Source organism: Alistipes sp. DJF_B185 (assembly GCF_964250025.1).
In the GTDB taxonomy this organism is placed as follows: domain Bacteria; phylum Bacteroidota; class Bacteroidia; order Bacteroidales; family Rikenellaceae; genus Alistipes; species Alistipes finegoldii.
This window is the reverse complement of sequence record NZ_CAXUDY010000021.1, coordinates 26,849-38,243: the sequence shown is the minus strand read 5'-3', so window position 1 is coordinate 38,243 and position 11,395 is coordinate 26,849. Positions and strand designations below refer to the sequence as shown.

The window sequence follows — 11,395 nt, the reverse complement described above, 5'->3', positions numbered from 1 at the left end:
TAGGGCGTATGGGCCGTGCCGTCGAAGACGTAGTCCGTCGAGACGTGGAACAGCGTCGCGCCCGTCGCCTTGGCCGCCGCCGCGAGGTTGCCCGCAGCCTTGTGGTTCAGCAGGTCCGCACGCGGTTCGTCCTCCTCGGCCCGCTCCACGTCGGTGTAGGCCGCGCAGTTTACGATAACGTCGATGCGCCGCTCCTCGACCGTTCGCAGAACGGCTGCCGCATCGGTGATGTCTAGTTCCGCGACGTCCGTACAGATATAGTTGTGGGGCGAGACACAGCCCAGACGCCGCAGGGAGCTGCCAAGCTGACCGTTCGCGCCCGTAATCAGGATATTAAGCATAATAGTCTTCGTTATAGTCGAACAGTTCCCCGGCCTCCGACAGCAGCGGGTGGGCGCTGTCCTTGGGCGAGAGGACGACATCTTCGGGGGCCAGACGCCAGTCGATACCCAGCGACGGGTCGTTCCATGCAATGGCGCCCTCCGATTCGGGGGCGTAGGGGTTGTCGCACTTGTACTGGAACGTCGCTTCGTCGCTCAGCACGGCGAAGCCGTGCGCGAAGCCCCGCGGGATGAAGAACTGACGCTTGTTGTCTTCCGTCAGCTCCACCGCCACGTGGCGGCCGAACGTAGGGGAGCCGCGGCGGATATCCACCGCGACGTCGAGCACGCGGCCCCGGACCACGCGGACGAGTTTCGACTGGGAGTACCGCCCCTTCTGGAAATGGAGGCCCCGCAGCACGCCGTAGCGTGAGTGCGATTCGTTGTCCTGCACGAACCGCACGGGACGGACCTCTGCGTCGAAGCGGCGCTGCGAGTAGCTCTCGAAGAAGTAACCCCGCGCGTCGCCGAAAACCTCCGGCTCTAGGATAACAACGCCCTCTATGGCGGTTGGCAGAACTTTCATGGGATTATTTTTCGTCGAGGAGTTTCAAAAGGTATTGTCCGTACTGGTTTCTGAGCATCGGCTCGGCAAGTGCGCGCAGCTTGTCCGCCGTGATCCACCCGTTGCGGTAGGCGATGCCTTCCAGACAGGCGATCTTAAGTCCCTGACGCTTCTCGATGACCTCCACGAAGATCGAGGCCTCGGCCAAGGAGTCGTGCGTGCCCGTATCCAGCCATGCGAAGCCGCGCTGGAGCGTCTGCACCTTCAGCTCGCCGCTTTGCAGGAAACACTGGTTCACGCTCGTGATCTCAAGCTCCCCGCGGGCCGAGGGCTTGATGCTCTTGGCCACATCCACGACCTTGTTCGGATAGAAGTACAGGCCCACGACTGCGTAGTTAGACTTCGGATGGGCGGGTTTCTCCTCGATCGAAAGGCAGTTGCCCTTATCGTCGAACTCCGCGACCCCGTAGCGGCCCGGATCGTCGACACGGTAGCCGAAGACCGTGGCCTTGCCATCCTCCTCGGCCGTACGGACGGCCTCGCGAAGAAGACCCGTGAAACCGGAACCGTAGAAGATGTTGTCGCCAAGAACGAGGCACGCGGAATCGCCGCCGAGGAAATCCTCGCCGATAAGGAATGCCTGTGCAAGACCGTCCGGAGATGGCTGTGCCGCGTAGTCGATACGCACGCCGTAGTCGGAGCCGTCGCCCAGCAGACGCCGGAAACCCGGAAGGTCCTCCGGAGTCGAGATCACGAGGATTTCGCGGATGCCCGCTAGAAGAAGCGCCGAGAGCGGGTAATAGACCATCGGCTTGTCGTAGACCGGAAGCAGCTGCTTGCTGACCCCCTTTGTGATCGGATACAGCCGACTGCCGCTGCCGCCCGCCAAAATGATGCCTTTCATTATTCAAGTGAATTAATATGCGTTTTCATCCCGCTTCAGCGCATTCCACACCGTCAGGAGCATGATGCGTATATCCAGCAGCAGAGACCAGTTTTCGAGATACCAGATGTCGCGGCGCACGCGGCCCTCCATCTGGCTCAACTCGTGGGTCTCGCCGCGGTATCCCGTCACCTGCGCCCAGCCCGTGATGCCGGGCTTGATCAGGTGGCGCACCATGTATTTATTGACCAGCTTGGAGTAAAGCTCGGTGTGCTGGAGCATGTGGGGACGGGGACCGACGATCGACATGTCGCCTTTCAGCACGTTGATGAACTGGGGAAGCTCGTCGATGCTCGATTTGCGCAGGAAGCTGCCGAAACGGGTCTTGCGCGGATCGTTTTTCGTCGCCTGCACCCGGTCGGCCTCGTCGTTTACGCGCATCGACCGGAACTTGATGCAGCCGAACGTGCGGCCGTTTTCGCCGCTGCGCTCCTGAATGAAGAATACCGGGCCTTTCGAAGTCAGCTTGATGCCCAAGGCCACGAAGAGATAGACGACGGGGAAGAGTGTGCAGAGGAAGGCGCCGGATACCGCGACGTCGAACGCGCGTTTGACGAAACGGTTCGAAACCTGCCGCAGCGGCTCTTCGCGGATATAGAGGATCGGTACGTTGCCCAGCAGTTCGAGGTTCATCGCGCGTTTCATGTAGTTGCGCAGGTTGGGCACATAGTAGAACCGCACGAAATTGTTTTCGCAGTAGTCCATGATCGGGAATATCTCCTCCAGATAGCGGTCGGTGGAGAGGCAGCAGTACACCTCGTTGACCGGGTGGCGTTTCAGCCACGGCAGGGCTTCGTCTACGCTGCCCAGACACGGGGTGTTGCCGGGCAGGGCCTTGTCGTCATGGTTGCTGAAAAAACCGAGTACGCGGTAGCCGGTGCTGGTGTTGTCCACCATTTCGTGATACACCTCCAGCGCATTGTCCTTGCTGCCGACGATGATGACCCGCCGCGAGTTGCGTCCGTGTCCGCGGGTGATCTTGACCGCCATGCGGCAGATGTAGCGCCACAGCATCAGCGCGACGGTGAGCGATATGTAGAAGACGCCGATCAGCCGGAGCGGCAGCAGGCCGTAACTCCATACGGTCTGTATCAGTGTAAAGAATCCGATGTGGCAGAGTACGACGTAAAACACGCGGCGTATGATCTCCTCGTAGGGAACGATCCGCGAAGAGAGGATCACGCCGAACCACGAAAGTCCGGGGATGAAACAGATGTTGAGACAGGCGAATATCTCCAGCGAGTGGGCGACATATGCCGGCTGGGGAAACAGCGTCAGCGCGAATATCCAAGAAAGATTGAGTAGAAATAGATCACCGATAATTACAGGAAGCTTGATCAGCAGGGATTCCTGCATGACTTGTTTCATAAATCGAAAATTTAGAGGCGTTAATTTCCGTATTGAACGTATGTCGGATTACGTATGGATGTTACTGCGAATTGTTAATCTATTTTTGCGATGTATTTCAGCGGAATATAGGCCGTCAGGGCGGTTGCGACGTTGCGGATCGCCACGGCGACCTTGCTGTGTCCCTTGTGGCGGATGTAGCGGCCTTCGATTCCGGCGAATATGCCCTCCGTGACGCGTACCGGATCTCCCTTTTCCAGATCCACGTCCTGCGGCGCGACGATTTCGACGTGCTCGTTCTGCGTGGCGACGACGGCCATGAAGTCCTGCATCTGCCGCTCCGGAATAACCGTCGGCGATTTGCTTTCGCGGTCCATGATGTAGCGGATCGGAAGGGTGGTGGTCGCTTTTATCTCCCGCAGCCGGTCGGCCGATGTGCGGATGAACAGCAGGTTGTGGATCAGCGGCTCCCAGACCTTGCGTCTTTTGCCGCCGTAGGTCCGTTCAGCGAAGTGCATGGGTACGTAGCTCTCGATCCCGATACTGTCCAGATAGCTCTTTGCGGCCATTTCCCGGCTGTACGTGACACGTATTGCGTACCATTGCTGTTCGGTTTGCGGCTCTTCACACATGGGCACACCTTGGGGACACCTCCGCAGACGAAGTGCGGTTGTCAGTCGTTTTGATTCGGTTTATTGAAACATTCGCTCGCGTGCATTCCTACCCATAGGACCTGCACATCCTTTCGTCCGGTGCAAATATAAGCAATTTTCCCCATACGGCAACACCGCGGCGGGTCGATTCCGTTTGCAGCCTAAACAATAAAGGGCACAAAAAGGTCCGGAAATTCCGGATTCGCGCCTCTTTATGTCCTTTGTCGTACCGGCACGCCCCAAACGGTGCATATCGGTTTTCCTTTCGGACGCAAAGTTAATCTTTTATTTTTAATTGGCAATAAACGGACGATTTTTTTGATTTTTAGGCGAAAGAAGACTTCTTCGCCGGCCCGGCGGCCTGTTCGGCGTATTCGCGGCCGCCGCCGGGTGACGGGCGCCGGTCTGCCGCCCTTGCCGTGCCGATGCGGCGGGCCGTACGGCGCTGCGTCCGCACTTCCCTGCGCGGCCTGCGGCGCATTATCGGAACAGGGTGAACCTTTCGTTCCACTGGGCGCGTATCGTGTCGTAATAATAGCGCCACGGGGACGTCCGCAGGACGCGGCGCAGCCGCCAGCGGTTGTGTATGGGGCTGAACAGCTTGAAATAGAGCTTGGGCAGCGTCCGGGTCGGCATGGGGCGCATGGCGTATATTTCCCGCATGAAACGCTCCAGCATGCCTGCATCGCAGGCCGGCTCCGGAACTTCGGTGCCCAGATACCGGACGGCGGCGGCCGTCATCAGCGCTTCGAAACGGTCCAGCCGGTAGTCGGCCAGCGCTTTGTGGAACAGTTGCCGGTCGATTTCATGGCCGTGCCGCTCCAGAAAGCAGGCCCAGTCGCAGAGATGCCGGACGGCGATTCCCTCCTTCTGGTAGTGTACGGCCGCGTGGCGGAGCAGGTATATCGCGTTGAAGGTTGCCGGCGGGACGGCGATGTTTTCGCCGATTTCGCACACGCCCTCCTGCTCCAGCACTGCCGTCAGCAGGGCGTTCAGTTCCCGTTCGTTCCGGTTGCGCCGGACATTGAGAATGGTCCGGTGATTTTCGATCAGAATGCCGTCCCACGTATGGGACGAATGTTTCGGAACGTCGAAATAGGGCTGCGCCCCCATTTGCAGCAGCAGGCGGTCGCCTTCGTCGGAGGCCCCGAACAGGTAGATGTCGATGTCGCCGCACTCACGATGCGCCGGAACGGGGTAGTCCCTGCTCAGCCCCAGCCCCTTCAGTACGAGCATGCGGATGCCGTTTTCGGCGAAGGCTGCCGCCATCTTCGCGGTCTTTTCCTGCTGGCGGCGGTAGCGTTTCTCCTGCCTTTCGGCCGTCAAGGCCCAGCGGAGCCGAATATCCCGCGGCGGCCGTAGCTTTTCGGGCAGACGCTCCATGCCGTCTCCGATCACCGCGCATACGCCCTGATCGGCCGCCATGCGGAAGATGTCGTCCCATTGCCGTGCTGAGATTTTCCCGGTGACAGCCGGAGCGCAGTCCGGTTTCAGCCCGCTGCGCAGCAGCTGAAAGAAGTGGCGGGTATCGTTTTCCGAATACATAAGATGCTTTTGAGTGTTGCGGTGGTGTAGTGTCGTTGCCGTGCAAAGATAGCGGATTTCCGCAAATATTCAAGATCTTGCCGAACGGCCGGAGTTTTGCGGAGCGGGGCAAATGAAAAAACGTCCCGAATGATTCAGGACGTTTCGCCGAGTTTCGGACTCTTTTCTGTGATCCCGCTGGGGCTCGAACCCAGGACCCCAACATTAAAAGTGTTGTGCTCTACCAGCTGAGCTACGGAATCTCCGATACCAAGAGGGGTGTTTCCCGTTTTTGGTGGTGCAAATGTATAGAATATTTTTGTTTTACCAAAATAAAACGATATTTTTGTAGGCGTTTAAGTGAAAAAATTCAATTCTAAACTCATATTACCTATGTGTAAAGCGTTAATTATCGGTGCCGGAGGCGTCGGAACGGTCGTAACCCAAAAAATCGCCGCCAATCCCGTTTTTACGGACGTGATGCTGGCCAGCCGTACCAAATCCAAGTGCGACGCCGTTGCGGCGGCTATCGGCGGCGGCCGTGTCAAGACCGCGCAGGTCGATGCCGACAATGTGGCCGAATTGTGCGAACTCTTCCGCGCGTTCCGTCCCGACATCGTGGTCAACGTGGCCCTGCCTTATCAGGACCTGACGATCATGGACGCCTGCCTCGAATGCGGCTGCAACTACCTCGACACGGCCAATTACGAGCCCAAGGACGAGGCGCATTTCGAATATTCGTGGCAGTGGGCCTATCAGGACCGCTTCAAGGCCGCGGGGCTGACGGCGATCCTCGGCTGCGGTTTCGATCCGGGCGTTACGGCCATCTTCACGGCCTATGCCGCCAAGCACCATTTCGACGAGATTCATTACCTCGATATCGTGGACTGCAACGCCGGCAATCACGGCATGGCCTTCGCCACGAACTTCAACCCCGAAATCAACATCCGCGAGGTGACGCAGAAGGGCCGCTATTACGAAAACGGCGAATGGGTCGTCACCGAGCCGCACGAAATCCACCGTCCGCTCAACTATCCCGGCATCGGCGAGCGCGAATCCTACGTGATCTACCACGAGGAGCTCGAATCGCTCGTCAAGAACTATCCGACCATCAAGCGCGCCCGTTTCTGGATGACCTTCGGTCAGGAGTACCTCACGCACCTGCGCGTGATTCAGAATATCGGCATGGCGCGTATCGACCCGATCATCTACAACGGCGTCGAGATCGTCCCGATCCAGTTCCTCAAGGCGGTGCTGCCCGATCCCAAGTCGCTCGGCGCCAACTACCACGGCCAGACCTCGATCGGCTGCCGCATCCGGGGCGTCAAGGACGGCAAGGAACGCACCTATTATATCTATAACAACTGCGACCACGAGCAGGCTTTCAAGGAGACCGGCACGCAGGCCGTCAGCTTCACCACGGGCGTTCCCGCGGCGCTCGGCGCGTCGATGTGGGCCAAGGGCCTTTGGCGCGGCGCCGGCGTCTTCAACGTCGAGGAGTTCGATCCCGATCCGTTCTTGGCCGAGCTGGGCGAGCAGGGGCTGCCGTGGCACGAGCTTTTCGATACCGATATCGAGCTTTGATCCGCAGACCCGTTTCCGATATTCCCCGCAAGGTGCGACAATCCGCAAAGCGCGAACAGACGATTCTGTTTGCGCTTTTTTCATACCCGGCAGCGGCCCCTCCCCGGCGCAGATTTCCGCCGGGTTTTGTATGCCGATCGTGGCCCGTCCTGCTGGGGCTGAAGATTATCTCGGTGTGCACAGCCGACCGCGTCGTGGTCGTCGATAGATATTGAACCGGGGCGCGCTCCGCTATGCCGAATCGCGGTCCGATACCTCCGCCGCAGGTCCGCGCTTTTTCCGGAGGGAGATTTTTCCGGCTGAGTATGTATAATATATGATACAATTTTATTATCTTTGGCTGTCAATTAACCCACTTGATAGTTATGAAAATGAAATGTATCCTATGTACGTTAGGCGCGCTTGTGATGTGCACGGCGCCGGTTTTCGCACAAGCTGCGAATAAGCAAGAGAAATCGGAATTCAACCCGCACTGGTTTATGCAGGTGCAGGCCGGAGCGTCCTATACGCTCGGCGAAGGGCCTTTCGGCAAACTCGTATCGCCCGCCGCGGCATTGTCGGCCGGGTATCAGTTCTCGCCCGTCTGGGGGCTGCGTTTCGGCCTGAGCGGCTGGCAGAGCAAGGGCGCATGGGTGTCGCCCCAAACTACCTATCAGTATAAATACCTGCAGGGCAATGTCGAAGCCACGCTCGATCTGGCCAACCTTTTCGGCCGCTTCAATCCCCGCCGGACGGTCAATCCCTTCCTGTTCGCCGGTGTCGGCCTGAACGGAGCGTTCGACAACGACGAGGCCAACGCCCTGAACGACAGCGGCTATCGGCTGGGCAACATCTGGTCCGGAAGCAAAGTGTTCGTTGCGGGCCGTCTGGGTCTCGGCGTGAATTTCCGCTTGTCGGACTGTGTGCTGCTTGGGGTGGAAGTGAATGCCAACATGCTCTCCGACAAGTACAACTCGAAGAAGGCCGGCAACCTCGACTGGCAGTTCAACGCGCTGGGCGGCTTCACATTCCGCTTCGGCAAGAACCATAAGAAAGCCCGCACGGCGGCGGTCGTTCCCGCTCCGGCCCCGACCCCTGCGCCGGAACCCGCTCCCGCTCCCGTCGAGGAGAAACCCGCGGTGAAGGAGACGCCTGCTCCGGCTCCTGCGGCCGTTGCCAAGCGACCGGCCGAGCTGCGTGAAAACATCTTCTTCCGGATCGGCTCGTCGCAGATCCGCACCACCGAAGAGGCCAAGGTCGGCGCGCTGGTCGAGTACCTGAAGGCCAATCCCGAAGCGAATGTCGAAATCCTCGGCTATGCCGATGCTGCGACCGGTTCGCATGCCGTCAATCTGAAAATTTCCAAGCTGCGCGCCGAGAGCGTCGCCGCCGCCCTGAAGAAGGCCGGTATCGCCGCCTCCCGCATCAGCGCCGAGGGCAGGGGAGACACCGCCCAGCCGTTCCCCGGCGTCGAGAAAAACCGCGTCAGCATCTGTATCGCGAAGTAGGGGACTGCACCCTTACCGGCTTGTAGCGGCTGTCTGACGACTCCCCGAAATTGAAAATCACCCCTGTCAGAACAAACTCTGACGGGGGTGAAATCGTAAGAATAGGACTTGTTGGACAGCCCGGCGGCCGGTTTCACATCATCTCCCTTATAGGCCTGTGCTTCCCGCATTCCTGTGCCGATTTGCCGCGTGCCGTCCGACGGCTAAGTATAAATACCTATTTGATAGCAATTCACACCCTGAGCCGTGCGGTTTTAGCAGGGAAATTGCTATTTTTGCAACTGTTTTGAAATAAAACGACTCGATGATTGACTTCTTGAAACTGCCTTCTCCGTGTTACGTCCTCGACGAAGAGTTGCTGGACCGTAATCTGGCGATAATCGACCGTGTGCGCCGCGAATCGGGCGCTGAAATTATCGTGGCTCTGAAGGCCTGCGCCATGTGGAGCATCTTTCCCGAACTGGCCCGCCACAGCGACGGCGCGACGGCCTCTTCCGCCGCCGAAGCGCGTCTTGTTTTCGAGGAGTTCGGCCGCCCCGCCCATACCTACGCCCCGGTCTATACCGACCGCAATATCGAAGAGATACTTCGCTGCAGCGACCATATCACCTTCAATTCCGTCGCCCAGTTCGAGCGTTTCGGACCGATGGCCCTGCTGCGCGGCATTTCGTGCGGACTGCGTATCAATCCCCAGTATTCGCCCGTCGAGACCGACCTCTACAACCCCTGCGTTCCGGGTTCGCGTCTGGGCGTTACGGCCGACCTCCTGAAGGAGCTGCCGGCGGGAATCGACGGTCTGCATTTCCACGTGCTCTGCGAGTCGCGTCCGCACCACCTGCGGCTGGCGCTCGAAGCCGTCGAAAAACACTTCGGCCAATACCTCGACCGGATCAAATGGCTTAATATGGGCGGCGGCCACCTGATGACGCACGCCGAGTACGACTGCGACGAGCTGATCGCGCTGCTCCGGGAGTTCAAGGCCCGCCATCCGCACTTGCGGCTGATCCTCGAACCGGGCAGTGCATTTACTTGGCGCACAGGATATCTGGTTTCGACAATTGAAGACTTGGTCGAGAACGCCGGCGTGCATACCGCCATGCTCGACGTGTCGTTCGCCTGCCATATGCCCGACTGCCTCGAAATGCCCTACAAACCGGCGATCGTCGGGGCGCACGAACCCGCCGAAGGCGAGAAGCGCTGGCGCATGGGCGGCACGAGCTGTCTTGCGGGCGACTATTACGGCGACTGGGCCTTCGACCATGAGCTGAAAGTGGGCGAGCGCATCGTTTTCGAAGATATGATCCACTATACGATGGTCAAAACCACGATGTTCAACGGCGTGGCGCATCCCGCCATCGTCATCGCCCGCCGCGACGGCCGCATCGACGTCGTCCGCGAATTCGGCTACGAGGACTTCAGGAACCGCATGTCGTAAATAACACAAAAACAAATAAATGAAAGATTTTACACCTACTCCCTACACGCTTGAGTGCGTCGCCACGGGGCGCGAATTCGAAGATACGGGCTGGATGCTTGCCGATCCGCAGTGCAAGACGCCGTCGCTCGTGCGCGCCAAGTACGCCCGCAGGCAGCTCGAAGTGAAACCCGACGAATACGGTTTCTACAAATTCTGCGACTGGCTTCCCGTCCGCCGCATGCTCAAAGGCTCTTCGGCGCCCGTCACTTACAAGAGCAAGGGGCTTGCCCGGCACCTCGGACTTGAGAACCTCTACATAACCTTCAACGGCTACTATCCGGCCATCGGCGCCACGATGTCCACCTGCTCGTTCAAGGAGACCGAAGCTTTCTCGGTCTGCGCGCGTGCCGCCGAGGACGAAGAGCGCGTGCTGGTGGTGGCCTCGGCCGGCAATACGGCCCGCGCCTTCGCCAAGGTATGCTCCGACAACCACATCAAACTGCTGTTGTCGGTGCCTTACGACAATATCGAGGCCCTCTGGTTCGAGCATCCGCTCAACCCCTGCGTGAAACTCATTTCGTGCGAGAAGGGCGGCGACTATTTCGACGCCATCCACCTGAGCGACATCGCCCTTAAAGGCCCCGGCTTCTATGCCGAGGGCGGTGCGAAGAACATCGCCCGCCGCGACGGCATGGCCACGACGGTTCTTTCGGCCGTGACGACCATCGGCCGCATTCCCGACTACTATTTTCAGGCCGTGGGCAGCGGTACGGGAGCCATCGCCGCATGGGAAGCCAACATGCGCCTGATCGAGGACGGCCGCTTCGGTTCGAACACCATGAAACTCATGGTGTCGCAGAATGCGCCTTTCGTGCCGATGTACGACGCATGGCAGGCCGGTTCGCGCAAGATGCTGGCCTACGAGGATGACAAGGCGCGCCGCGATGCGGAGATCATCGACGCCAAAGTACTCTCGAACCGCCGTCCGCCGTACGGCATTACGGGCGGTCTGTACGACGCGCTGAAGGCTACCGGCGGCGAATTCTTCGTCGCCACCAACGCCATGGCCCGCAAGGCCCGCAAACTCTTCAAGGAGCTGGAGGGCGTCGATATCTACTCGGCGTCGGGCATCGCGCTCGCGTCGCTTGTCAATGCGGTCGCCGCGGGCAAGATCGAGAAGGACGCCGTCGTCATGCTCAACATCACGGGCGGCGGCGAGGAGCATTTCAAGGAGGACAAGGAGCTGTGGTACCTCAAGCCGAGCCACGTTTTCCCGCTCGAACCCGACACGGACGACGTGGTCGCCAAGGTCGAGGCGCTGTTTGCGAAAAACATTGCAGAATAGCACGATACATAGATTGTCTGCACCTTCGGTTGCAGCGGTCGCCGATTGGTTCCGGGGAGAAAATTCTCCCCGGAATTTTTTTTTTGCAGGGTTTCCGGCAGATTTGTGTCGGCGTGAGTGCGCTCCCGTTTCTCCTGACCTTTTTCGAACCGGCGGGGGATGCGGCCCTCCCCGGCTCGTGCCTTTCCCGATGCCGGCAGCTGCCGGTGC

10 protein-coding genes and 1 tRNA gene are annotated in these 11,395 nt (G+C 59.3%); 4 read left to right on the top strand and 7 right to left on the bottom strand.

Annotated features, from left to right (window positions below; all coding sequences use genetic code 11):
• The 7 genes from ACESTR_RS15095 to ACESTR_RS15065 all read right to left on the bottom strand — a co-directional run.
• Positions 1–341, bottom strand: a 341-nt coding sequence (locus ACESTR_RS15095; RefSeq protein WP_373179397.1) for a sugar nucleotide-binding protein, incomplete at its 3' end; no start/stop codon positions are given.
• Positions 334–906, bottom strand: coding sequence for a dTDP-4-dehydrorhamnose 3,5-epimerase (gene rfbC / locus ACESTR_RS15090; protein ID WP_278972999.1), 573 nt, complete (start codon positions 904–906; stop codon positions 334–336). The genes ACESTR_RS15095 and rfbC, both read right to left, overlap by 8 nt.
• Positions 907–910: 4 nt before the next feature.
• The gene (gene rfbA, locus ACESTR_RS15085; RefSeq protein ID WP_278973001.1) at positions 911–1,789 is read right to left on the bottom strand and encodes a glucose-1-phosphate thymidylyltransferase RfbA; all 879 of its coding nucleotides are present in this window, start codon (positions 1,787–1,789) and stop codon (positions 911–913) included.
• A 12-nt stretch (positions 1,790–1,801) separates the two neighbouring features.
• Positions 1,802–3,196, bottom strand: coding sequence for an undecaprenyl-phosphate glucose phosphotransferase (locus tag ACESTR_RS15080; RefSeq protein WP_009598141.1), 1,395 nt, complete (start codon positions 3,194–3,196; stop codon positions 1,802–1,804).
• A 74-nt stretch (positions 3,197–3,270) separates the two neighbouring features.
• The gene (locus ACESTR_RS15075; protein WP_039940443.1) at positions 3,271–3,807 is read right to left on the bottom strand and encodes a UpxY family transcription antiterminator; all 537 of its coding nucleotides are present in this window, start codon (positions 3,805–3,807) and stop codon (positions 3,271–3,273) included.
• Between the two features lie 501 nt (positions 3,808–4,308).
• A complete protein-coding gene (locus ACESTR_RS15070; protein ID WP_302989154.1) occupies positions 4,309–5,373 on the bottom strand; it encodes a nucleotidyltransferase family protein in 1,065 nt (354 codons plus the stop codon).
• Between the two features lie 169 nt (positions 5,374–5,542).
• Positions 5,543–5,615, bottom strand: a tRNA-Lys gene (locus tag ACESTR_RS15065).
• A 130-nt stretch (positions 5,616–5,745) separates the two neighbouring features.
• Here ACESTR_RS15065 and ACESTR_RS15060 point away from each other — a divergent pair.
• The 4 genes from ACESTR_RS15060 to ACESTR_RS15045 all read left to right on the top strand — a co-directional run bounded on the left by ACESTR_RS15060 (position 5,746) and on the right by ACESTR_RS15045 (position 11,185).
• Positions 5,746–6,936, top strand: coding sequence for a saccharopine dehydrogenase family protein (locus tag ACESTR_RS15060; protein WP_014776394.1), 1,191 nt, complete (start codon positions 5,746–5,748; stop codon positions 6,934–6,936).
• A 365-nt stretch (positions 6,937–7,301) separates the two neighbouring features.
• Positions 7,302–8,423 carry an OmpA family protein gene (locus ACESTR_RS15055; RefSeq protein ID WP_130063851.1) on the top strand — a complete coding sequence of 374 codons (1,122 nt, stop codon included), beginning with the start codon at positions 7,302–7,304 and terminating at the stop codon, positions 8,421–8,423.
• Positions 8,424–8,727: 304 nt separating this feature from the next.
• Positions 8,728–9,858, top strand: coding sequence for a carboxynorspermidine decarboxylase (gene nspC / locus ACESTR_RS15050; protein WP_022044155.1), 1,131 nt, complete (start codon positions 8,728–8,730; stop codon positions 9,856–9,858).
• Positions 9,859–9,877: 19 nt separating this feature from the next.
• Positions 9,878–11,185: a cysteate synthase gene (locus tag ACESTR_RS15045; RefSeq protein ID WP_278713727.1), complete on the top strand. Its 1,308-nt coding sequence runs from the start codon at positions 9,878–9,880 to the stop codon at positions 11,183–11,185.
• The last annotated feature ends 210 nt before the right edge of the window (positions 11,186–11,395 follow it).

What these genes read in the sequence shown, in the direction of transcription:
- ACESTR_RS15075 (WP_039940443.1), bottom strand. Translation starts at nt 3,807, where the DNA reads ATGTGTGAAGAGCCGCAAACCGAACAGCAATGGTACGCAATACGTGTC.
- nspC (WP_022044155.1), top strand. Translation starts at nt 8,728, where the DNA reads ATGATTGACTTCTTGAAACTGCCTTCTCCGTGTTACGTCCTCGACGAA.
- rfbC (WP_278972999.1), bottom strand. Translation starts at nt 906, where the DNA reads ATGAAAGTTCTGCCAACCGCCATAGAGGGCGTTGTTATCCTAGAGCCG.
- ACESTR_RS15045 (WP_278713727.1), top strand. Translation starts at nt 9,878, where the DNA reads ATGAAAGATTTTACACCTACTCCCTACACGCTTGAGTGCGTCGCCACG.
- ACESTR_RS15060 (WP_014776394.1), top strand. Translation starts at nt 5,746, where the DNA reads ATGTGTAAAGCGTTAATTATCGGTGCCGGAGGCGTCGGAACGGTCGTA.
- ACESTR_RS15055 (WP_130063851.1), top strand. Translation starts at nt 7,302, where the DNA reads ATGAAAATGAAATGTATCCTATGTACGTTAGGCGCGCTTGTGATGTGC.
- ACESTR_RS15070 (WP_302989154.1), bottom strand. Translation starts at nt 5,373, where the DNA reads ATGTATTCGGAAAACGATACCCGCCACTTCTTTCAGCTGCTGCGCAGC.
- rfbA (WP_278973001.1), bottom strand. Translation starts at nt 1,789, where the DNA reads ATGAAAGGCATCATTTTGGCGGGCGGCAGCGGCAGTCGGCTGTATCCG.
- ACESTR_RS15080 (WP_009598141.1), bottom strand. Translation starts at nt 3,196, where the DNA reads ATGAAACAAGTCATGCAGGAATCCCTGCTGATCAAGCTTCCTGTAATT.